General features: G+C 65.3%; 1 protein-coding gene. It reads right to left on the bottom strand.

Annotation, left to right across the window (positions count from 1 at the left end):
* Entirely contained in the window at positions 1 to 26772 is a 26772-nt protein-coding gene (locus tag CH291_RS21830) for a non-ribosomal peptide synthetase (RefSeq protein WP_094688638.1), read from the bottom strand.
* Positions 26773 to 26988 lie beyond the last annotated feature (216 nt).

Below are 26988 nucleotides of genomic sequence, written 5' to 3' on the forward strand. Positions count from 1 at the left end.
TTATTCAGGTGTATTCCCGAGATGAGAATCGACGACCGGCCCGATCACAGTGGCCGCATCTGCATTGGTCATCTCGTTGTGGAAAACGTCGACATCGTGGATGACGATATCTCCTGTCACATACGGCCGCCATTCCTGCGGAGATCGAACAATTCCATCGCTCGCACCCTTCGTTGCGGAGAAGAACAAAACATCTCCGTCGAACACGTCCGGGATGAACTCGGCCATTATTCGAGTCGAGTTCTCGAATCCCGCATTGATACGTCGCAGATGATCGGCGGAAACGCCGGTCGTCTGTCCCAACGACTCGTCGAGTAGTTCGACGCCCCGTTCGTAGGTCAACGGCTCGGTCGAGGGCTGAGCAGTCAGATCGAGCCCCAATCCCGCAAGCAGGTTCTCGACGCTCAACGCTCCCTCGACCGCTTCGCCGTCGTGCCCGTCGACGTAGCTGTCCAACAGTGCGAGGGTGCGAACATCGCTGCCGGTGCTGCGCAGTTCCACCGCTATCGCATGAGCGAGCGAGCCGCCGAGCGACCACCCGAGCAGGTGGTACGGACCCACCGGCTGAACAGCGCGAATCTCGTCGGCGTAGCGGTGCGCGAGATCGCGAATGGACCCGAACGTCGACCCTTCGACGATGCTCGGCAGCTGTAGGCCGTACACGGGACGGTCGTCGCTCAGATGCGAGACGAGACCGGCGTAGCCCCACGACAACCCGATTCCCGGGTGGACGCAGAACAACGGTGCCTTGGACCCGCTGCCGCGCAGCGGAATCACGACTCCGAACACCGAATCGAGATCCGCGCCCCCAGCGTCGGCATCCGCGGCGACCCGCGCTGCCAACCCCGACGGTGTCGGATCGACGAACAGCGCTTGCAGCGGCACCCGCACTCCGATGGCGTTCTCGATGGCAGGCACGATCTTCGTGGCCACCAGCGACGTCCCGCCCAGCTCGAAGAAGTTGTCGTCCATGCCGACCCGATCGACTCCGAGAACCTGCGCGAACGCATCGGCGATCGCAGCTTCCACGTCGGTGGCCGGTGCCCGGTACGGAGTGGTCGACGTCGTCAGCTCCGGAACCGGCAGGGCCCGCCGATCGAGCTTGCCCACAGGCGTCAGCGGAATGTCGTCCAGCTCGATGATCGCCGACGGAACCATATGACGCGGAAGCACTTTGGCGACTCGGTCTCGAAGTGCTTCGGTGTCGACCGATTCGCCGTCGGCCGCGAGAACGTAGGACACGAGAACGGTGTCACCCGACGCCGCCGTGTGCCCGATCGTGGCGGCGAATCCGACCTGCTCGTTCTCGGTGAGTGCGGAGTCGATCTCGCCGAGTTCGATGCGGAAACCGCGCACCTTGACCTGGAAGTCACTGCGTCCGACGAACTCGACGGCTCCGGCACTTCCCCAGCGCACGACGTCACCGGTTCGATACATCCGGTCGCCAGGAGTACCGAACGGATCGGCGACGAAGCGCTCGGATGTCAGCCCGAAACGCCCGAGGTATCCACGGGCGGTACCGGGACCGGCGATGTAGAGCTCGCCCGACACTCCGGCCGGAACCGGCCGCAGTCGTGCGTCGAGCACCTGGAACCGGAATCCGGTTCCAGGCCTGCCGACGTCCACCGTGCCACCGGGCACCAGCGGACCACCGACACTCGCCTGGATGGTGGTCTCGGTCGGACCGTAGCCGTTGAACATCTGGCGGCCCGGTGCCCATTTCGCCACCAACTCCGGAGTACAGGCCTCACCTCCGACGGCGAGGACCCGAACGTTGCCCAGACGTGTCTCGTCGATCGACGACAGCGCCGCGGGCGTCAGGAACGCGTGCGTGACGTGTTCGGATTCGAGCAGGTCGGCCAAGTCGCCGCCGCCGAAGACTCCCGGCGGCACGATCACGACGGTGGCACCGACGCCGAACGCCATCGTCAGCTCGTAGATCGATGCGTCGAAACTCGGTGACGCGATGTGCGAAACACGCGAATCCCGAGTGGGGCGGAATCGCTCGAGCACCTCGGCCTGGAGGTTGGCCAAGCCACGGTGCCGCACTGCAACGCCCTTCGGGCGACCGGTCGAACCCGATGTGTAGATCAGGTAGGCGGGGTGGTCGATGTGCAGGGTCGCCGTACGCTCGACGTCGGTCACCGCGTCCGCCGGGTAGCGAGACAACTCCGCGGAAATTTCCGGATCGTCCAGAACCAGCCACGGGACGGTGTCGGGCAGCGATCCCCTGCTGTCGATGTCGGTCAGACCCATTGCGGCATGGGAATCTTCGAGCATGTGCGCGATTCGGTCCGCCGGGTAGTTCGGATCGACGGGCAGGAATGCAGCACCGGTCTTGGCCACGGCCCACACCGACAGCACCGACTCGATCGATCGAGGCAGCGCCAACGCGACGAACGTCTCGGGCCCGACGCCGTAGTCGATCAGCATTCGAGCGATTCGGTTGGACCAGCTGTCCAGATCGGCGTAGGAAAGGCTGATGCCTCGGTAGGTGACGGCCACTGCGTACGGGTCGAGCGCGACCGCCGCCGCGAGCAACTCCGGCCACGTCCGGACTGCTGCGTCCGGGTTTCCTCGCGCCGGCGCCAACGCGCGCTGCTCGTCGGCGCCCAGAATTTCGATGTCTCCGACCACCGCGTGCCGGTCGCGTCCGACGGCGTCGAGAACTCGAATCAGTCGCGCCGCGATGGCCTCGACGCTGGCCGCGTCGAACAGCGAGGTGGCGTAGTCGAATGCGGCCTCGAAGCCGGACGGACGTCCCGCCTCGTCGAAGGTCTCGGACAGCAGCAGCTGAAGATCCTGCTTGGCTACCGGAACGTCGAAGTCGAAGCCTTCGACGCGGAGGTTCGGAAGCTCGAGCGAGGCCTTCTCGTTGTTCTGGAACGACAGCGCGACCTGTGACAGCGGAGCGTATGCCGTCGAACGGGTGGGATTGAGAACCTCGACGATTCTCTCGAAGGGCATCTCGGTGTGATCGAACGCGTCGAGATCGTGTGCCTTGACCTGGTTCAGCAGATCGTCGAACGTCGCGGACTCGTCGACTCGGCTGCGCAGCACGAGCGTGTTGACGAACATACCCACGAGGTCGTCGAGCGCCGCGTCCCCGCGCCCGGCCACCGGAGTGGTGATCGCGATGTCGTCGGTGCCGCTCAAACGAGCCAGAACGACCGCGAACGCCGCGTGCAGCACCATGAACATGCTGACGTTCTGTTCCCGAGTGATGTCGACGAGCGTCCGATGGATGTCGACATCGACCGTGAAGCGAACTCGGCCACCGTGGAAGTCCTGCGTGGTCGGCCTCGGTCGGTCCGTCGGCAACGGCAGCAGGTCGGGAAGACCCGCGAGCGCGGTGGACCAGTGCTCGAGCTGGGCCGCGGCCACGCTCGACGGGTCCTGCTCGTCTCCGAGCAGCGAACGCTGCCAGATCGTGTAGTCGGCGTACTGGACGGGCAGCGGCTGCCAGTTCGGTGCCTGACCTACACTGCGCGCCGAGTACGCGAGCACGACGTCGCGAGCGAGCGGTGCCATCGACGCGCCGTCGGCGGCGATGTGGTGCACCACCATGGCGAGTACGAAGACAGGATCCTCGGACGCGTCGACGCCGGCATCGAGCACCTCGAACAGCTCGACGTGCACCGGGATCTCGGTGGTCACGTCGAATCCTCGACCGGCCAACAGAGCGACGCGATCGGCCAGAACAGCGGCATCGATCCGTTCGGATTCGACCGCAGGTGCGACCTCGGCAGCCGGGTGCACGAGCTGCACCGGGAATTCCGGACCGTCGGGGAAGGTCGTGCGCAGAGATTCGTGGCGTCCCAGAACATCGACCACCGCGGCGGCCAGAGCAGCGGTGTCGAGCCGCCCGGTCAGTTTGACGACCAGCGGCACGTTGTACGCGGCCGACGAGGTGTCGAACTGGTTGATGAACCACATCCGCTGCTGAGCGAGCGAGAGCGGAATGTTCTCTGGACGTGCCGCCGCAACGAGAGCCGGGCGCTGCGCGCGAGTGTCGGCAGTGCCGACTGCGCTCGCCAGTCCCGACACCGTCGGGGTCTCGAAGATCGTGCGGACACCGATCGAGGTACCGAACTCGGCGTTGACGCGAGCGATCACCCGCGTTGCGCTGAGCGAGTCACCACCGAGCTCGAAGAATCCGTCGTCGGCACCGACTCGATCCACCTCGAGGATCTCGGCGAAGACCGCCGCGACCGTCAGCTCGGCCGGCGTGCTCGGCTCTCGGTACGAGGTGGCCGAGCCGAACGCCGGTACGGGCAGTGCGGCGCGATCGAGCTTGCCCACCGGAGTGAGAGGAATCGACTCGACCACGACGATGGCGCTGGGCACCATGTGCGACGGCAGCGCGGCGGCAAGATGGTCACGCAGAACCGCAGTGTCGAAGGTGTCGACCGCGTGTGCCGGGTTGTCCCCCGTCAGGCGCACGTACGCCACGAGAACAGTGGCACCGGACGGCCCGGGAGTTCCGAAGGTGGCTGCGAAATCCACCGCGGGATGTGCCGAGAGCGCGGCGTCGATCTCGCCGAGTTCGATGCGGAAGCCGCGGACCTTGACCTGCGAGTCGCTGCGACCGACATATTCGATGGCCAGATCCGGCGACCAGCGCACCACATCTCCGGTGCGGTACATGCGGGCACCGGGAGCACCGAACGGGTCGGCGACGAATCGTTCGGCCGTCAGCCCCATCCGATCGTGGTAGCCGCGGGCCAGGCCGACGCCTGCGAGATAGAGCTCACCCGCGACCCCGACGGGAACCGGCTGCAGTCGCGAGTCGAGAACCACCTCGTACACACCCCGCACCGGCCCACCGATCGACACCGGCTCGCCGGCGACCATCGGTGCACTGATGTTGGACATGATCGTGGCCTCGGTCGGTCCGTACCCGTTGAACAGGTTGCGACCGGGAGCCCACTTGGTGACCAACTCGGACGGAACGGCCTCGCCGCCGACCACGACATCGGCGAACGTGTCGAGACCGGCCGGATCGACCGAGGCGAGGGCGGACGGGGTGATGAAGCCGTGAGTGACCGATTCCTCGGCCAGCAACGACGCCAGCTCGGCTCCGCCGTACACCGTGGGTGGAACGATCACCATCGTGGCACCGACGCCGAACGCGAGCAGGTACTCGAGTACGGACGCGTCGAAGCTGGGTGACGAAACATGAAGCGTGCGTGAGTCCTTCGTGACTCGATAGCGCTCGCGCTGCTCGGTCGCGAAGTTGTCGAGGCCGGAGTGGGTGACCACGACCCCCTTCGGTACACCCGTCGAACCCGACGTGTAGATCGTGTACGCCGCACTCGACAGGGTGACGCGACCACGGCGTTCGTCGTCGGCGACGGGCTCGTCGCTCACCGCGTTCGGACCGTCGGTGGCGAGGTCGTCCAGGACGATCCACGGCACGGTCGACGGCAGGTCGTCGAGGTGAGTGCGGGTGGTGACACCGAAGGTTGCTCCGGAGTCGGCCAGCATGTGCTCGATGCGATCGGCCGGGTAGTTCGGATCGACCGGTACGAAGGCGGCACCGGACTTCGCGACGGCCCAGACGGTCAGCACCGACTCGATGGATCGTGCGATCCCGAGTGCGACGAACGTCTCGGTGCGGACACCGCGGCCGATCAGAATGCGAGCGAGCCGGTTCGACTGTCGATCCAGCTCTCGGTACGTCAACTCGCCGTCGACGCTGCGCACCGCGATGGCGTCCGGGTCGACGGCAGCTGCGTCTGAGAAGATCTCCGGTAGCAGCCGAGTCGATCGGCCTTCGAGGCCGAATACCGGAGCCAGAGAAGCGAATTCGGTGTCGGCCAGCAATCGCAGCCGAGCCAGTGGCTGCTGCTCGTCGGCCAGCACTGCGTCGAGCACCCGCTCGACCCGATCGACGATGGCGTGCACGTCTTGGAGCTCGAAGAGTTCGGGCAGGTACTTGGCCTTGAGGTTCAGGCGCTCGTCGACCGAAGACACCAGTGTCAGCGGATAGTGCGCCGCGTCGGTGCCGAGGATGTCCGTCACCTGCATACCTGCGAAATCCGTTGCAGCAGAGGCTCCGGCGCGATCGACCGGGTAGGACTCGAACACCGTCAGCGTGTCGAATGCGACGCCGGCTCCGGCCGCGCGCTGGATGTCGGTCAGACCGAGGTAATGGTGATCGAGCAGCGCTGCCTGTTCGGCCTGCACACGATCGACCAGTGCGCCGAGTGTCTCGGCCCGATCGAGCGTGACCCGAACGGGAAGCGTGTTGATGAAGAGCCCGATCATGCCTTCGATGCCCGGAACCTCGGGCGGACGACCCGACACCGTGGCACCGAAGACGACGTCCTCGCGACCGGTCAGAGTGGCGAGCACGATGCCCCACGCAGTCTGAACGAGTGTGTTCAGAGTGGACCCGCGGCGCGCCGCGAAATCGCGCAACGCCGCTGTGGTCTCGATCGACAACGACCGCTCGGTCTCGCTCGAGACAGTGGACAACTGACGACCCCGGTCACCGGTGACGAGCAGTGTCGGCTCCTCGACGCCGGCCATCGCACTGACCCACTGCGCGGTGGAGATGGCGACGTCGCGTTGCCGCATCCACGCGAGGTAGTCCCGATACGCGGGAACTCGCGGCAGCATCGAATCGTCGGACTCGGTGACGTAGAGGGTGATCAGTTCCTTGACCACCAGCGGCGTCGACCAGCCGTCGAGCAGGATGTGGTGATTGGTCAGCAGCAGTCGCCAGTGATCGTCGGCGAGGGTGATCAGCGTGAACCGAAGCAGCGGTGCCGAGTCCATCTCGAATCGCACGCCGCGATCGGCCTCGAGTACGGCTTCCAGTGCTGCCTCGACATCGGCTTCACCGCGGAGATCGACCTCGGACCACGGCACCGTGACCGAACTCTGCACGATCTGCAGAGATTCGCCGGTGCTGTTGTGCACGAACGCTGCTCGCAAGTTCGGATGACGAGAGACTAGCTTGTTCACGGCGGAATGCATCCGCTCGGCATCGACGACGCCGCGCAGCTCCAGACCGAGCTGCACCATGTAGGCGTCGACTCCCGCACTGTCGCTGCCGACCTCGCCTGCGAGACGGGCGTGGAAGAGCAGTCCGGCCTGCAGCGGCGACATCGACCACACATCGTCGAGATCGGGGAACTGCTTCTCGAGCACCTCGATGGAACGCTGATCGATGTCCACGAGCTCGAGGTCGGACGGGGTGAAGCCGCCCGCGCCCTCGGTCGAGGCGTGCTCGGTGATCGCGGTCAGTGCCTGCGTCCACAGTTCGATCAACCGATCGACCTCGTCCGCATCCAGGATGCCGGCCGGGAACGCGAAGGTGGCGTCGAGCTGGGGCCCGTCGGGTGTCGAGGTGGTGACGGCGTTGATGTCCAGCGCGGCCGGTACCGGCATGTCCGGGTTCTGTGCGTCGCCCAGTTCGGCGTCGGCCACAGGAATCCAGCCCACGTCTTCCATGCCCTCGGACGATCCGGTCGAGAAGCGCCCGAGGTAGTTGAAGCTGACCTGCGGGGCGGCGTAACCGGACAGTGCCTCGGTCCCGTCGGAGTCCAGGTACCGCAGCATGCCGTAGCCGATTCCGTGATCGGGGATCTCGAGCAGCTGCTCCTTCACGGCCTTGATCAAGGCTCCGGCGGAGTCGCCACCGGACAACGCGTCGGCGATGTCCAGCGAGCCGAGATCGAGTCGAACCGGGAAGATCGTGGTGAACCAGCCGACGGTTCTGCCGAGATCGGCTCCGGGCACCACGGCGTCTTCACGGCCATGGCCTTCGAGTGTGATCAACGCACTGCGAACCGAGGCTCCCCGTTCGCGACGCCACGCCGTCAGTGCCAATGCAAGCCCGGCCAGGAGACCGTCGTTGACGCTGCCGCGGAAGGCATTCGGCACCGCTGTCAGCAGTCGCTCGGTCACCTGGACCGGGAGCGATGTACGGATGCGCTGCACGGTCGCGTCTACATCGACGCGCTTGTCCAGTGGTCGCGAACCCATCGTCGGATCGTCACCGTTCAGAATGCGCTGCCACAGGCCGATTTCGTCGGCGCGGCTCGCGGTGACCTCGGTCAAACCGGTGGACCACCGTCGCATCGATGTGCCGATCGGTGCCAGCGCAGGTGTGTCGCCCGCGACTATCTGGCTCCAGGCCGTCGCCAGATCCGGGACGAGGATGCGCCACGACACGCCGTCGATCACGAGGTGATGTGCGACGACGAGCAGTCGGCCGGACCCGTTCGGGGCCTGGAACCACACCATCTGCACCATGACCCCGTCGGCGGGGACCAGTCGATCTGCTGCAGCGTCGAGTTCCGTTGCGGCACGGGAGGAGAATTCGGGACCGTCCACGGAATCGACCGAGACCGCGTGGATCACCGACGCGGCGGACACAGTGCCGATCGGAGCTACTTCCTCGTGCCAGATTCCGTCCGCGTCCTGGAACAGTCGCGATCGCAGCATGTCGTGACGATCGAGCACGGCCTGCACGGTGCGCTCGAGCGTGACGCTCTCGATGCCGACCGGGAGCTGAAGCAGTGCCGTCTGGGTGTAGCGCCCGAAGTCGGTGCTGCGCTCCAACATCCAACGCACGACCGGAGTGAGGGGCAGCGGGCCGACTCCCCCACCGTCGAGTTCTTCCAGTACGACGACGTCGCCTCCGAGGACCACGACCTCGGCCAACGCTGCGACGGTCTTGCGCTCGAAGATGTCGCGCGGAGCCAGAACCAGACCGGCCGCCTTGGCGCGTGAGACCAGCTGGATGGACATGATGCTGTCGCCGCCGAGCGCGAAGAACGAGTCGTCGACGCCGACGGTGTCGAGGCCGAGGACGTCGGCGAACAATCCGGCGAGAATGGACTCGACTTCGGTTGCCGGCAAACGGCTCTCGGTGACATTGGCGGAGAAGTCCGGAGCCGGCAAAGCCCGGCGGTCGAGCTTTCCGTTGGCGGTGAGCGGCAGCTCGTCCAGCACGATCAAAGCGGCCGGAACCATGTACGACGTCAGTGAGTGTCCGACGAATTCGAGAACGGCGGAGTGGTCGAGTGTTCGGCCCGCCTCGGCGACGACGTATCCGATCAGTCGATCACCGAATCCGTCGTCTCGAACCGAGACCACGGACGCCGCGACGCCGTCGAACGCCAACAGCGCGCTTTCGATCTCGCCGAGTTCGATACGGAAGCCGTGCAGCTGCACCTGCATGTCGCTGCGGCCCAGGTACTCGAGCGCGCCGTCACGATTCCACCGTGCGGTGTCACCGGTGCGGTACATCCGGGCACCGGCGTCTCCGGCCGGATCTGCCACGAAACGGGTGGCCGACAGGCCGGCCCGGCCCAGGTATCCGCGAGAGAGCTGTGCCCCGGAGACGTACATTTCACCGGTGACGCCGGGTGGTACCGGATTGAGACGCGTGTCGAGAACGGCGACGCGCAGTGCGGGGATGGCCTGACCGATGACGCTGGCCGAGGCCGATGCCGCGAACTGCTCGGTCAAGGCCAGGTGGCTCACGTGGACTGTCGTCTCGGTGATGCCGTACATGTTGACCAGAGTCGGGGCGGACTCGTCGTGCCGGGCGTACCAGCGAGCCAACTGCCCGAGATCGAGTGCCTCGCCGCCGAAGATCACGTAGCGCAGCGAGAGATCGGAGTCCGTGGTGCCGGCGAGGTTTCCGGTGGCCACACGATCGGCTTCCGCGAACTGGTAGAACGCCGTCGGTGTCTGGTTGAGCACCGTGACCCGCTCGCGAACGAGCAACTCGCGGAACAGCTCCGGAGAGCGTGCCGTGTAGTAGTCGACGACCACGAGTGTTCCACCGTGCAGCAGCGGTCCCCACAGCTCCCACACCGAGAAGTCGAACGCGTACGAGTGGAACATCGTCCAGACGTCACGATCGTCGAAGTCGAAGAGATCAGCGGTGTTCGCGAACAGCGTCGCCACGTTGCGGTGCGCGATCTGCACGCCCTTGGGGCGACCGGTGCTGCCCGAGGTGTAGATCACGTACGCGATGGAATCGGCGCTGGTGCCACCCGAACGGTCCGCGTCGGTCAGCGGGGCACCCGACATGCCGGCCAGCTCCGCGATCAGCTCGGGCGAATCGATCTCGAGGACATCGAGATCCGAGGCGGGCACCGCCGCACTGTCGGCAACAGTGGAGATCACGCAGACGGGCGAAGCGTCTTCGAGCATGAACGCCAGCCGGTCCGCTGGGTAGGACACGTCGATCGGAAGGTAGCCGCCACCGGACTTGATCACCGCGAGCAGCGCGACGATCAGCTCCTCGTTGCGAGGCATCGCGACCGCTACCAGCGATTCCGACGTCACACCGCGCTGTACGAGAAGCCGTGCGAGTCGGCTGGAGCGGTCGTCGAGCTCGGCGTAGGTCAGCGTGTGATCTCCGAAGACGACGGCGCGCGAATCGGGGAATCGCGCGGCGGCAGCAGCGAATCGATCGGCCAGCGTCGCATCGGATGCCACCCGGCCAGCGTGGTTCCAGTCATGCGTCATGGCGTCGAGCTCGCCCGGCAGGAGCACATCGATATCGCCGACTGCGCGCTCGGGATCGCTCGTCACGGAGGCGAGCACGGCACCGAATCGTGCCGAGAACTCCTCGACGGACGATGCCTCGAACAAGTCGGTCGCGTAGGTGATCGCGGCGGTCATCCCGGCCGGTGCACCGGCCTCGTCGAACTCCTCGGCGACGGTCAGTTGCAGGTCGAACTTCGCGATGTGAGCATCGATGTCGACGGCCTCGACCGTGAGGTCCGGCAGTTCGAGCGTCGCGGACGTGTTGTTCTGGAACTCGAGAAGCACCTGGAACAACGGCGAGCGGTCGGTCGAACGAGCGGGGTCGAGAACGTCGACCAACCGCTCGAACGGCACATCGGTGTTCTCGAACGCCGCGAGATCGGCTGTACGCGTGGCCCGAAGCAGATCGGTGAACGAAAGCTGCGGTGCCACCTCCGTGCGCAGAACCAGGGTGCCGACGAACATGCCGACCAGATCGTCGAGTGCAGCGTCACCTCGTCCGGCGATCGGCGTTCCGACAGCGATGTCCTCGGTGCCGCTGATGCGCGCCATCAGGATCGACCACGCCGCGTGGACGGCCATGAAGACGGTTGCCTCGTTGGCACGTGCGAGGTCGACCAGTCCGGCATGAGTGGTGCGGTCGATCTCGAACCGAACACTGTTGCCGCGCATGGACTGTCGAGCGGGCCGCGGGTGATCGAGCGGTAGCGGCAGAACATCGGGAAGATCCGCCAGGGCGGTCTTCCAGAAGTCCAACTGCTGCGCGGCGAGGGACGCGGGATCGGACTCGTCGCCGAGGACGGTGCGTTGCCAGAGTGCGAAGTCCGCGTACTGAACGTCGAGCGGTGTCCACTTCGGAGCGCCGGCAGCCGCGCGAGAGCCGTAGGCGACCATGACATCTCGCGCCAGGGGTGCCATGGATGCGCCGTCGGCAGCAATGTGATGCACGACGATCGAGAGCACGAACTCGTCCGGTGCGATCCGGTACAGGACCGCGCGGAACGGTAGATCGGTCGAGACATCGAATCCTGTTGCGGCAGCGGCCGAGATGGCCGCAACGACCTCGGTGGCGTCCAGCTCGACGACGGCGAGTTCGGTTCTCGCCGCCTGCACGTCGAGGATCTTCTGCTCAGGACGATCCCCGCGGGTGGGGAACACCGTGCGCAGCGACTCGTGACGTTCCAGAACGTCCCCGACGGCCGCGCTCATCGCGGCGATGTCGAGTCGACCCGTCAGTCTCACCGCAAGCGGGATGTTGTACGCCGCCGAGGTCACGTCGAACTGGTTGATGAACCACATTCGTTGCTGCGCAAGCGACAACGGAATCGAATCCGGGCGCGGCTTCGCCACGAGTGCGGGACGGCGAAGGGTACCGACCGGGTTGCTGAGCACTCGCACCGCGAGTGACTCGACGGTGGGAGCCTCGAACAATGCGCGGACGCTGACCGTGGTGCCGAGGGCGGAGTTGACGCGCGCAGTGAGTCTGGTGGCACTGAGCGAGTCGCCACCCAGATCGAAGAAGCTCGAATCGATTCCGACGCCGTCGATCCCCAGTACCTCGCCGAAGATATCGGCGATGACCTGCTCGGTGTCGTTCCGCGGTGCACGCGAGTCGCCCCCGAGATGGAGATCGGGTGCAGGCAGGGCATTGCGGTCCAACTTGCCTGCCGGTGTCAGCGGAATCGACTCCAGTGCGACGAAGGCCGTCGGGATCATGTGGGTCGGTAGCGAACTCGAGACATGAGTGCGCAGAGCTGCTGCATCGACCTGCTCGCCGGACCTCGGGAGGACGTAGGCAACCAGAATGGTGTTGCCCGTCGGACCGTCGACACCCACGGTGGTGGCGAACTCGACCATCGGATGGTCGGTCAGGACGGCGTCGATCTCGCCCAGTTCGATGCGGAAGCCGCGCACCTTGACCTGGAAATCGCTGCGTCCGACGTACTCGAGCGTTCCCGACTCGGTCCATCGCACCACGTCGCCGGTGCGGTACATCCTGGCGCCGCTCTCGCCGAAGGGATTCGCGACGAAACGGTCTGCGGTCAAACCGAATCGGCAATGGTAGCCACGAGCCAGTGCCGGGCCGGCGAGATAGAGCTCACCCACGACCCCGACCGGAACGGGATGCAGTCGTGCGTCGAGGACCACCTCGCTGAAACCGATTGTCGGAGAACCGATGTCGATGGTGGAGTCGACGTCGAGTCGATCACTGATGGACGAGAAGATCGTCGCCTCGGTGGGACCGTACGCGTTGAACATCCGACGGCCCGGTGCCCAGCGAGCCACGAGCTCGGGCGGACACACGTCGCCACCGGTGGCCACCACGGCCAACTCGGTCAGGCCGTCCGGATCCACCGATGCCAGCGCGGCGGGCGTGACGAACGCGTGCGTGACGTGCTGTGCTGCGAGCAGTTCGGCCAACTCGGCGCCGCCGTAGACGGAGGTCGGCGCGATGACCATGGTCGCGGCACCGGAGAACACCATCAGCAGTTCCAGGATGGAGGCATCGAAGCTCGGGGACGCGAACGCGAGAACCCGAGCGCCCGGGGTCACCTCGAAACGAGTCCGCTCCTCTTCGGCCAGATTGGCCAGCCCGCGGTGGGTGACGGTGACGCCCTTGGGAACACCCGTCGAGCCCGAGGTGTAGATCAGGTAGGCGAGCTGATCGATGTGCATCGGGCGAATTCGGTCGACGTCGCGAACCGGGGCGGTCGAGTGACCGGCGAGTTCGGTGCGCGTGGCGTCGTGGTCGAGCACGGTCCACCGAGCAGAGCCGAGACCGGAGACATCGGCCTCGTGCTCCGACAGGGTCAGACCGATCGACGCGTTCGAGTCGACGAGCATGTGTTCGACGCGATCGCGCGGGTAGCTCGGATCGATCGGCAGGAACGCCGCCCCGGTCTTGGCGACTGCCCAGATACCGAGTACGGATTCGACGGACCGTGGCAGAGCCAGTGCAACGACAGTTTCCGGGCCGGCACCGCGAGCGATCAAAGTTCTTGCGAGAGCAGACGATTGCGCGTCCAGTTCGGCATAGTCCACGGTGCGGCCGTCGCTCCACAGAGCGGTGCCCTGCGGGTCGACTGCGGCAGCGTCGGTGAAGATATCGGGAAGCAGTCGAGTATCCGACGACGCCGGTCCACGAACCGGTGCCAGCTGGCGCAATTCGTCCTCGGACAGCAACGAGAGCGATCCGACGCGTCGACCGGTGTCGGTTGCGATGGCCTCGAGAACACGCACGATTCTGTCGACCGTCGCCGCAACGACGCTGTGCTCGAACAACTCCGGCAGGTACTTCGCCTCGATGTGCAGCCGGTCGTCGACCATGGCGACCAAGGTCAGAGGATACTGCGCCGTGTCGCTTCCGTCGTGTACGTCGTGCACCCGCATTCCGGCGAGGTCGGTTTCCGCCGACAACCCCGCGCGGTCCATCGGGTACGACTCGAACACCGTCAGGGTGTCGAAGGAGACGGCCGGTCCGACTGCTCGCTGAATGTCGGTGAGGCCGAGGTAGTGGTGATCGAGTAGCGCGGCCTGTTCGGACTGCACCCGTTCGAGGTACTCGCCGAGTGTCTCCGACGGATCGAGCACGATCCGGACCGGCAGAGTGTTGATGAACAACCCGACCATCGACTCGATGTCGGAGACCTCCGGCGGGCGTCCGGACACGGTGGCACCGAACACGACGTCGGAGCGTCCGGTCAGAGTGCCGAGAACCAGCGCCCAGGACGCCTGGACCATGGAGTTGATCGTCACGCCACGGGCGCGAGCGACGCTGCGCAAGCGGTTCGTCTGCTCCACATCGAGTGAGACCAACGAGCGGCCCGCCAACGTCGATTCCTGGCGTCGGCTCTCGACCGGCGTCAACAGCGTCGGCTCGGACAAACCGGCGAGAGCGCTCGTCCACGCTTCGAGAGCCGACGAGCGATCACGCTTGGCCAGCCACGACAGGTAGTCGCGGTAGGCCGGAACTCGTGGGAGCACGGTCTCGTCACCGTCGACCACGTAGAGCGTCAGCAGGTCCTTGAGCAACAGCGGCGTGGACCAGCCGTCGAGCAGGATGTGGTGGTTGGTCATCACCAGGCGCCACTCGCCCGGTGCCACGGTGATGAGCATGAAGCGCAACAGAGGTGCCTGTGCCATGTTGAATCGAGTGGCACGGTCCTCGTGTTCGATGCGATCGAGCTCGAGGGCTCGATCCTCCGGATCCAGTGCGGTCAGGTCGATCGACGACCAGGGGGCATCCACGTCGTGGTGGACGATCTGAATCGACTCGCCGTCGCTGTTGTGCACGAAAGCGGTCCGCATGTTCGCGTGTCGACGCAGCAGCCCCCGAGCAGCACGCCGGAACCGCGCCTCGTCGACGCTTCCGCGCAACTCCAGCACCAGTTGGACGATGTAGGCGTCGACGGACTGATCCGACAGCTCGGCGTGAAAGAGCAATCCGGCCTGCAGCGGCGTCATCGACCAGATGTCGTCCAGCGTGGGATAAACCCGTTCGAGGTCGTCGATGGAACTCTGATCGAGCCGCACCAGATCGAGGTCGGAGGGCGTGAAGCCACCGGCCCCCGGTCGCTGGGCCAGCTGCGTCAGCGCGGTGAGAGCCTGACGCCACAGCTCCGCCAGCTCGGTGACCTCGTCCGCGTCGAGCACGCCGGTGGGGAAAGCGAACGTCGCCTCGAGCCGCGGGCCGGTCGGCGTCGCGGTGGTGACGGCATTGATGTCGAGAACGGCTGCGACCGGCAGATCCTCGTCCTGCGAATCGCCGACACCGGAGTCGTCGACCGGCAGCCACCCGTGTCCGCGAAGCTCGTCGGGAACGTCGGTGCTGTAGCGCCCGAGATAGTTGAAACTGATCTGGGGAGCCGGGAAGTCACGCAGTGCAGCGGCACCGTCCTCGTCCAGGTAGCGGAGCATGCCGTAGCCGATACCGTGGTCCGGAACGGCCAGCAGCTGCTCCTTGACCGACTTGATCAGCCGCGCTGCGTCGACGCCGCCTGCGAGTGCGTCGTCCAGATCCAGATCGGCGAGGGTCAGCCTGAGCGGGTAGATCGTGGTGAACCAACCGACGGTCCGGCCGAGATCTGCACCGGGCACCACGTGGTCCTCGCGGCCGTGACCCTCGAGCGAGATGAGAGCGTCGTCGACGACCACTCCCCGACCACGTCGCCATACCGCCGTGGCGAGGGCGAGAGCCGCGAGCAGGCCGTCGTTGACGCTGCCGTGGAATGCGTCGGGCAGTGCCGTCAGTAGCCCCTCGGTGACGTCGGTGGACAGTGTCATTTCGACCTTGTCCACTGTTCGGTAGACGTCGATCTCGCGATCGAGTGCTCGTGATCCGATGAGTGGATCCGGTTGTGCCAGAACGTCGCGCCAGATCGCCAGTTCGTCGCCGCGGGTGGCTGTGACCTCACGCAAACCGTGCGACCAACGACGCATGGAGGTGCCGACCGAAGCAAGCTCGGGGGTGCTTCCACCGATGATCTGAGCCCACGCCGACGCCAGGTCGGGAACCAGGATTCTCCAGGAGACGCCGTCGACGACCAGGTGGTGGGCGACGACGAGCAGACGGCTCCCCTCGGAGCCGGCGTCGAACCACACCATCTGGATCATGACACCGGCATCGGGTGCCAGCCGGCCGACTGCTGCTTCTGCCTCGGCGTTTGCCTGCTCCGAGAACTCCTGTCCCCGAACGGTTGTCGAGGTCACGCGGTGCACGACCGAGTTCGCCGAGACCGATCCGACGGGAAGGACCTCCATCGCGGGGTGCTCACCCCGGTGCAGGACACCGCGAAGCATGTCGTGGTGATCGAGGACCGTCTGGACGGTGGCTTCGAGCACATCGAGTTCGATGTCGACCGGAAGTGTGAGAACCGCCGTCTGCGTGTGCTTGTCGAGAACCTCCGTCCGATCGAGCATCCACGCCACGATCGGAGTCAGAGGTACCTCGCCCACGCCGCCGCCGGGCAACTCGTCCAGTACGAGAGGTGCGGTGCCGTCCGAGGACGCGACCACCTCGGCGAGCGCCGCAACCGTCTTGTGCTCGAAGACATCTCGTGGCGACAGAGACAGTCCGGCCGCCTTGGCGCGCGAGACCAACTGAATCGACATGATGCTGTCGCCGCCGAGAGCGAAGAACGAATCGTCGACGCCGACACGGTCCAGTCGAAGCACCTCGGCGAACAGTCCGGCCAACGTCTTCTCGACCGCATTGTCCGCGTCGCGACCGGACGTGACCTGAGCGGACCAATCGGGTTCGGGGAGTGCGGTGCGGTCGAGTTTGCCTGCCGGAGTCAGAGGAATGGACTCCAACATCACGAACGCAGAGGGCACCATGTGCGCAGGGAGCATCGAACCGGCATGCTCACGCAGCGCATCGACCTCGAGGACCGTACCGGCCACCGGCAACACATACGAGACCAACACCGTACTGCCGGCAGCACTCTCACGCCCGATGGTGACCACGAAATCGACACCCGACACCGCAGCCAACACCGAATCGATCTCACCCAACTCGATCCGGAAACCACGCACCTTCACCTGAAAATCGCTACGCCCCACATACTCCAACGCACCCGAGGCATTCCACCGCACCACATCACCGGTGCGATACATCCGCGAACCCGCAGCACCGAACGGATCGGCCACGAACCGCTCCGCCGTCAAACCCAACCGCGCGTGATACCCACGAGCCAACGCCGGACCCGCCAGATACAACTCACCCACCACACCGACGGGCACCGGATTCAACCGCGAATCCAACACCACCTCAGCGAAACCGATCGTCGGCGAACCGATATCGACCGACTCCCCCACCACCAACGCCGACGAGATCGACGAGAAAATCGTCGCCTCCGTCGGACCGTACGCATTGAACATCCGCCGACCCGGCGCCCACCGCGCCACCAACTCCGGCGCACACACATCACCACCGGTCACCACCACCTCGACCGACTCCAACCCCACCGGATCCACCGACGCCAACGCCGCAGGCGTGACGAACGCATGCGAAACCCGCTCCTCGGCGAGCAACGACGCCAACTCCACCCCACCGAACACCAACGGCGGAGCAATCACCATCGTCGCCCCACCCGAGAACGCCAACACGAACTCGAGAATCGACGCATCGAAACTCGGCGACGCGAACGCCAACACCCGCGACGACGGACCCACACCGAACCGAACCCGCTCCTCGGCAGCCAAGTTCCCCACACCACGATGAGTGACCACCACACCCTTGGGCACACCCGTCGACCCCGACGTGTAAATCAGATACGCCGCATCATCGAGCCGCAACACACCCGAACGCTCCACATCCAACACCGGAGCAGACGACCGAAACGCCAGATCCGCCACCACATCCGGATCATCGAGCACCACCCACGACACCCCACCCACACCCGAGAGCGCACCCACATCCGCACCCAACGTCACACCCACCACAGCACCCGAATCGACCAACATGTGCTCGATCCGATCCACCGGATAATTCGGATCCACCGGCAAGAACGCACCACCGGCCTTCGCCACCGCCCACACCGCCACCACAGACTCCACCGACCGCGACAACGCCAACGCCACGAACGACCCCGGACCCACCCCACACGACATCAACATCCGCGCCAACCGCGACGACGCCGCATCCAACTCACCATACGAAACAGACCGCGACCCCGACACCACCGCAACACCACCGACACCAGCAACACCCACCGCACCAGCCAACAACTCCGGCAACACCACACCCACCACAGACCGCGGACCACGAACCGGAGCCAACGAGTCGTACTCGTTGGCAGAGAGAATCTCGATGTCACCGACTCGGATGGACGGCGTTGCCGTCACGGCGTCGAGGATCCGTACGAGGCGATCGGCGAGAACCCGGACGGTGTCTGCATCGAACAGTTCTGTGGCGTAGCGGAATCCGGCTTCCATGCCGACCGGTGCGCCGGAACTGTCGAATTCTTCCGAGACCGTCAACTGCAGGTCGAAGTTGGAAATGTCGTTGGGTAGCTCGATGCTCTCGATCGACAGTCCGGGCAACGTCACCGTCGGTCGGTCTGTCTGCTGGAACTCGAGCATCACCTGGAACAACGGCGCATGGGCAGTCGACCTCGCGGGATCGACCGCATCGACCACTCGCTCGAACGGGACATCCGAATGAGTGAACGCGGCGAGGTCGACCGAGCGAACGTCCGAGAGCAGGTCCTCGAACCGTGTCGAGCCGGGCACCTTGGTGCGCAGAACGAGGGTGTTGACGAACATGCCGACGAGCTCGTCGAGTGCGGCGTCTCCTCGGCCCGAGATCGGCGTTCCGACCGAGATGTCCTCGGTGCCCGAGAGTCGGGCCAGAAGGACGGCCAGAGCCGCGTGCACGATCATGAACGCGCTGGAATTGTGCTCGGCGGCAACAGCACCAAGACGAGCATGGATTGCGGCGTCGATCTCGAAGGAGACGCTGTCGCCGCGCAGGGATGCGACCGCGGGACGCGGGCGATCGGTCGGCAACGCCAGGACCTCGGGGCTACCGGACAGTGTGTCGACCCAGTAGGCGAGCTGCTTGGCCATCATCGACTCGGGATCGGACTCCGCACCGAGGAACCGGCGCTGCCACAGCGCGTAATCGGCGTACTGCACCGGCAACGGTTCCTGGCTCGGTGCGTGTCCTGCGGCGCGGGCGCTGTAGGACACCATCAAGTCACGGGCCAGCGGAGCGCTGGAGAACCCGTCGGAGGAGATGTGGTGCACCACCATCACGAGCACGTGTTCGTTCTCGCGCACCCGAACCAGTCGGACCCGCAGCGGAACATCCGCCACGACGTCGAAACCCGAGCCGGCGACGTCGGCGATCAACTCGAGGACGTGACGCTCGTCGTTCGCGTGAATCGGAGTCAGATCCGGCAGTGCCGATGCCACGTCGAGGATGGACTGCGCGGGAACGTCGTCGGTCAGCGGGAACATCGTGCGCAGCGACTCGTGCCGGCTCAACACGTCACCGATGGCCGAGTGCATCGCGTCGACATCGAGCACACCACTCAGGCGCATGGCGAATGCGACGTTGTAGGCAGCCGACTCGGTGTCGTACTGATTGATGAACCACATTCGCTGCTGCGCGAGCGACAGCGGCACCACATCCGGGCGCTCCTGCGGGACCAGTCGAGGGGCAGCCGCAACGTCGTGCTCGCCGATGTCGATACCTGCCGACAACGCTCGCACCGTGGGGGCGTCGAACAGATCCCTGATGCCGATGTCCGTTCCGAGGGCCGCGTTGACGCGCGCGACCAAACGCATCGCGATCAGCGAGTTGCCACCGATCTCGAAGAAACTCGACGTGACACTGACCTGAGCGATACCGAGTAGATCACCGAAGACACCGGCGACGATCTCTTCGACCGGGTTCTCGGGGCCGAAGAACTCCGACGCGGCAACGGTGAATTCCGGCGCAGGCAATGCCTTGCGATCGAGTTTGCCACTGGCGTTGACCGGCAGCGAGTCCAGTACGACCACGTGTGAGGGCACCATGTACCCCGGCAGGCGGCGCGCGGCCTCGGCCGTCAGCTGTGCGGGGTCGACGGCGGAGCCGGGTGCACCGACCACGTAGGCCACGAGGGTCTCACCGGTGTTCGGGTCCTTGTGCACCAACGCGACCGCCTGTGCGACCGACTCGGATCGAAGGAGAACCGATTCGATCTCGGGCAGTTCGATGCGCAGGCCGCGCAGCTTGACCTGGAAGTCCGTTCGGCCGATGTACTCGAGTTCGCCGTCGGCGCGCCAGCGCACCAGATCGCCTGTGCGATAGAGCCTCTCGCCGGGCTCGCCGAACGGATCCGCGACGAAGCGATCCGCTGTGAGATCGCCGCGACCGACGTACCCACGAGCGAGTTGCACGCCGGCGAGATACAGCTCGCCGGGAGCACCGATGGGAGCCGGTCGCAACGAGGCGTCGAGCACGTACAAGCGTGTGTTCCACACCGGTGCGCCGATGGGGATCGAGACGGCGTCGCGGCCGGTCACGTGGTAGTAGCTGACGTCGACGGCCGCTTCGGTCGGACCGTAGAGGTTGTGCAGTTCTGCGTTGGAGAACTGCGCGAACTGTGCTGCGGTGGCAGGCGGAAGTGCCTCGCCACTGCAGAAGACGAGTCGGAGCGAGACACATTCCGCAGCTCGTCCACCTGCCGCGAACACCGCGAGCATGGACGGTACGAAGTGCGCGGTGGTGATGTGCTCGTCCGCGATGATGCGGGACAGGTAGACCGGATCGCGGTGTCCGTCGGGTTCGGCCACGACGAGCTTGGCACCGACCTGCAGGGGCCAGAAGAATTCCCACACCGAGACGTCGAACGTGGCCGGTGTCTTCTGCAGAACGGTGTCCGCAGGCTCGAGGTGATACTCGTGCTGCATCCACAGCAACCGATTCACGATGGCCGAGTGCGTGACTGCAACACCCTTGGGTCGACCGGTCGAACCGGAGGTGTAGATGACGTACGCGGTGTTGGAGCCGTGCAGTCTTCCCAGTCGATCCGAATCGGTGACAGAGGTGTGGTCGCGATCGGACACGTCGAGCAGATCGACGGCGAGGACCGGAGTTGCGACCGGGATGTTGATCCAGTCGCGGCTCGTGGTGAGGATGCACACAGGCTGGGCGCTGGAGAGGACGTAGGACGAACGCTCGACCGGATGGTCCGGGTCGATCGGCACATAGGCACCACCGGCCTTGACGATCGCGTACATGCCGACGAGCAGGTCGATCGACCGTCGGATCGCGAGGCCGACGTGCGATTCGGTCGTCACGCCGAGCGAGATGAGATGTCGCGCGAGCTGATTCGCACGTTCGTCCAGTTCGAGATAGGTGACGTGCTCGTCCTCGAACACCAACGCGGTCGAGTACGGGCTGCGCTGCACCTGTCGGTCGAACAGACTGCTGAGCGTCATGTCGACGTCGCCGGCCGGGATGTGCTGGTGGACCGGAGGTTCGATCAGCCGTGCAGTGTCGTTCCACTCGAACAGGACGAGTTCCCGCTCTGCGGCGGACAGGATGTCTATGTCGCCGGTGCGTACGTCCGTCGACGCCCCGATGGTCGACACGATCCGCAGGAAGCGATCGACGAACCTGTCGATGGTTTCGGGATCGAACAGATCTGTGGCGTAGGTGAACGAGGCCGACAGTGCCCCGGACGGATCCACGGGCTCCTGATCCACGCGCAGCTGCAGATCGAATTTGGCTGTGTCGGTGCTGATCTCCTCGAAACCGACGGTGAGATCGGGTAGTTCCAACGTGACAGCTGCATTGTTCTGGAATTCGAGGAGAACCTGGAACAGCGGCGAGTGGTCGGTGGACCTGGCCGGATCGAGTACATCGACCAGTCGCTCGAACGGGATGTCTGTGTTGTCGAAGGCGGCGAGGTCGGAGCGACGAGTGTCGGCGAGCAGTTCGGCGAAGGTGGCTCGAGGCTCGACCTGCGTTCGCAGCACCAGGGTCCCGACGAACATGCCCACGAGGTCGTCGAGGGCCGCGTCGCCGCGACCCGCGATCGGAGTACCGACAGCGATGTCCTGGGTGCCGCTCAGGCGCGCGAGCAGCAATGCAAGCGCAGAATGGACGACCATGAACAGCGTCGAGTCGTGTTCGGCAGCAACCGAATTCAACCGAGCGGCGACATCGGCGGGAATCGTGAACGGGGTGACGCTGCCACGCATCGACTGCCGGGTGGGCCGCGGGCGATCGAGTGGCATCGGCAGCACGTCCGGCAGGTCTGCCAGAGCCGTCTGCCAGAACTCGATCTGCCGCGACGCCACCGAGGTGGAGTCGCTCTCGTCGCCGAGAACGGCGTGCTGCCACAGTGCGAAGTCCGCGTACTGAACGGTGAGTGGCTCCCACGCCGGAATCGAGCCGGCGGAGCGGGCGCCGTAGGCGACCATCACGTCTCGGGCCAGCGGTGCCATCGAGGCACCGTCGGCCGCAATGTGGTGGACGACGATGGAGAGCACGAAGCTCTCCGGGCCGGTCCGGTACAGCACCGCGCGGAACGGAAGATCGACCGTGACGTCGAATCCTGTTGTCGCAGCTGCACGTACGAGCTCATCGACCGAACCGGCGTCGACGTCGACCACGTCGAGGGGGAGCTTCGATCCGGTGACGTCCTCGACGGGTGCGATGACCTGAATCGGCAGATCGCCCACAGTCGGGAACACCGTGCGGAGCGACTCGTGCCGGGACAGGACGTCGCCGACGGCAGCAGCCATCGCACTCACGTCCAGACGGCCGGTCAGGCGCACGGTGAGCGGGATGTTGTACGCGGGCGAGGACACGTCGAACTGGTTGATGAACCACATCCGCTGCTGCGCGAGAGACAGCGGGATCGAATCGGGGCGGTCGACGGGGACGAGTGCCGGGCGGCGATGCAGCGACGCGCCCTTGGCTTCGGCACGTTCCGCCAGAGTCCGAACCGTCGACGCCTCGAACAGATCCAGTACCTTCAGATCGGTTCCGAGAGCCGAATTGACCCGTGCGATCAAACGCGTGGCCACGAGGGAGTTTCCGCCGAGATCGAAGAAGCTGTCGGTGACACCGACTCGATCGACCTCGAGAACGTCGCAGAACACGGACGCCACCGCGGCCTCGTATTCCGTTTCCGCGGCCTCGAATGCACCCTGTGAACCGAGTTCGGGTTCGGGGAGTGCGGTGCGGTCGAGTTTGCCTGCCGGAGTCAGAGGAATGGACTCCAACATCACGAACGCAGAGGGCACCATGTGCGCAGGCAGCATCGAACCGGCATGCTCACGCAACGCATCGACCTCGAGGACCGTACCGGCCACCGGCAACACATACGAGACCAACACCGTTGCCCCGGCAGCAGACTCACGTCCGATGGTGACCACGAAATCGACACCCGACACCGCAGCCAACACCGAATCGATCTCACCCAACTCGATCCGGAAACCACGCACCTTCACCTGAAAATCGCTACGCCCCACATACTCCAACGCACCCGAGGCATTCCACCGCACCACATCACCGGTGCGATACATCCGCGAACCCGCACCACCGAACGGATCGGCCACGAACCGCTCCGCCGTCAAACCCAACCGCGCGTGATACCCACGAGCCAACGCCGGACCCGCCAGATACAACTCACCCACCACACCCACGGGCACCGGATTCAACCGCGAATCCAACACCACCTCGGCGAAACCGATCGTCGGCGAACCGATATCGACCGACTCCCCCACCACCAACGCCGACGAGATCGACGAAAAAATCGTCGCCTCCGTCGGACCGTACGCATTGAACATCCGCCGACCCGGCGCCCACCGCGCCACCAACTCCGGCGCACACACATCACCACCGGTCACCACCACCTCGACCGACTCCAACCCCACCGGATCCACCGACGCCAACGCCGCAGGCGTGACGAACGCATGCGAAACCCGCTCCTCGGCCAGCAACGACGCCAACTCCACCCCACCGAACACCAACGGCGGAGCGATCACCATCGTCGCCCCACCCGAGAACGCCAACACGAACTCGAGAATCGAGGCATCGAAACTCGGCGACGCGAACGCCAACACCCGCGACGACGGACCCACACCGAACCGAACCCGCTCCTCGGCAGCCAAGTTCCCCACACCACGATGCGTGACCACCACACCCTTGGGCACACCCGTCGAGCCCGACGTGTAAATCAGATACGCCGCATCATCGAGCCGCAACACACCCGAACGCTCCACATCCAACACCGGAGCAGACGACCGAAACGCCAGATCCGCCATCACATCCGGATCATCGAGCACCACCCACGACACCCCACCCACACCCGAGAGCGCACCCACATCCGCACCCAACGTCACACCCACCACAGCACCCGAATCGACCAACATGTGCTCGATCCGATCCACCGGATAATTCGGATCCACCGGCAAGAACGCACCACCGGCCTTCGCCACCGCCCACACCGCCACCACAGACTCCACCGACCGCGACAACGCCAACGCCACGAACGACCCCGGACCCACCCCACACGACATCAACATCCGCGCCAACCGCGACGACGCCGCATCCAACTCACCATACGAAACAGACCGCGACCCCGACACCACCGCAACTCCACCGACACCAGCAACACCCACCGCACCGGCCAACAACTCCGGCAACACCACACCCACCACAGACCGCGGACCACGAACCGGAGCCAGGCGCGCTCGCTCGGCGGTGGACAGCAGATCCACATCGCCTATCGGCAGATCGGGCTCGTTGGTCGATGTGTCGAGAACGCGGACGAGGCGACGGGCGAGTTGAGCCGTGCTCGCGGCATCGAACAGTTCTGTGGCGTAATCGAAAACGACGGTGACAGAATCGGACTCGTCGACGGTGACGACCAGATCCATGCCGACTCCGTCACGCGGCAGTGCGGACGGACCGAACCGGAGCGCAACCTGAGCGAGGGGGCTGTGCGATTCCGTTCGAGGCAGATTCAAGGCCTGAACGACGTCGTCGAACGACGTGTCACCGTGTGCCATCGCCGCATCGAAGTCGGCTGCGGACGCATCGACGAATTCGGTGAACGACTGCCGAACGTCGGGTCGGTTTCGTAGCGCGACGGTGTTTCCGTGACCCGCGGGTACGGCTATCACCAGGTCGTCGGTGTTCGCCAGTCGCGAAAGCAGCACGGCGAGAGCAGATTCGAGAACCACGAACGGCGTCGTGGACCGTTCTGCCGCCAATCGAGTCACTCCGGACCACGTTTCGGATCCGATCGTCACCTCGTGGGATGCGCGAACGTGTCCGATGTGCGAGGCGCGCGAGCGGTCGGTCGGAAGATCGAGGAGATCGGGGGCGTCGGCGAGCCGTTCGGTCCAGTAGGCGAGCTGGGCTGCCGCGCGCCGCCGGCGCTGGCCCTCGCGTGCGCTGACCGGATGGACGTCCAGAACAGCGGTCTCGGGCCCGGCCGCGATGAAGGCTTCCACCATGTCGACGAAGCTCGAGTGGTGCGCGGTGAGGTCGTCGTCGTCGTACCGGTTGGGGTTGGCCCTGAAATCGACGAACGTCCGGGCCGGAGATCCGCTTTGATAGACGTTGACCAGGAGGTCCTCGACCGGACCCGAGGTCACGATGTTGAACTCGCCGACGATCGACCCGAGTTCGATCTGCTGATGGAACAGCATCATGTTGACCATCGGGCCGGACAGCTGCTTGTCACTACCCGAGGCCGCCAGCTCGCGCCGAATGTCCTCGATGCTGAAGCGCTGGTGCCGCAGCGCTCCCATCAGTTCGAGCTGCACCTGCTGAACCAGCTCGCCGACGGTCGCGTCCTGGGGCACGTGGATCGAAATGGGGGCGACGTTGACGAGCATTCCACCGGATCGGCGAAGCAACGCGGTGGTGCGCGCGGACACCGGGATGTTGACCGAGACGTCTTCTCGCCCGGTCATTCGCGAGAGGTAGCAGCCGAAAGCGGCGATGAACACCGCAGCCGCGGTTCCACCCTTGGTCGCGTCGGACGCCTCGAGCTCGGCGACGACGTCCTCGGGGAGAGCGACGCTGCGCAACTTGCTGGCAGCGATCGTGCGACCGGCCGTGTTGGACAGAGAAGCTCCGTCCTGGATGTCCGCGGCGCGAGCAGTCCAGTACGCCTTGTCGGACTCGAAGCGCGACGACGTCCGGTATTCCTGATCGAGCTCGTAGAGTCGGCGAAGCTCGGCCGCCTTGTTGGGAGCAGGCTCGACGTGTTCGACGGCCGCCGTGTACAGCGCGGCGGTTCGGTTGACGAGAGTCATGGCACCGTAGCCGTCGAGTGCGACGTGGTGAATCTTGCTATACCAGAGGTTGCGATCGTCCTCGACCTGAATGATCCAACTGTCGACGAGGGGGTCGTGTTCCATGTCGACGGGCTTGACGTAGTTCTCGTCGATCCACCTCAGCGCCGACGCCATCGGGTCCTCGGCATCACGCAGATCGAGGTAGTGCACCGACTGGTCGATGGAGTGATCGACCAGCTGTACGGGTTCGCCGTCCACCTCGGCCAGTCGGAGATATGCGGACTGGAACTCGTGTCCGGCCTGAGCCGAGGCCTCTTGCAGAACGCCGATGTCGAGGTTGCCGCGAAGGTCGACATATTGTGCGATACAGACCGGGACGTCAGGGGCAAGCTGCTGAGCGAACCACATGCCACGCTGAGCGGACGACAGCGGGAAACCGTTCTCGAAGCCGGGGCCGGTCGGGGGCGTCTGAGATCCACCGGAAATTGCTGCGCGCATTCACTTGCCCTTCGACGGCACGGTCACGATGGCCGACATCGGGTCGGTGGACCCGGAGACCTCGGTTCGGTTCGGACTGTCGAGCCGCGGCGGCCTGTGCGCGCGATTGAGCAATTCTGGCTTCCGTTCTGGTCTGCGTTCGTGTCGATTCACACACGTTCGGTGGTGATATGCCGTCGTATCGATTCGTCGCGCACGGCCCACTGGATTGAAACA

It is taken from the genome of Rhodococcus sp. 14-1411-2a (assembly GCF_002259485.1).
In the GTDB taxonomy this organism is placed as follows: domain Bacteria; phylum Actinomycetota; class Actinomycetes; order Mycobacteriales; family Mycobacteriaceae; genus Rhodococcoides.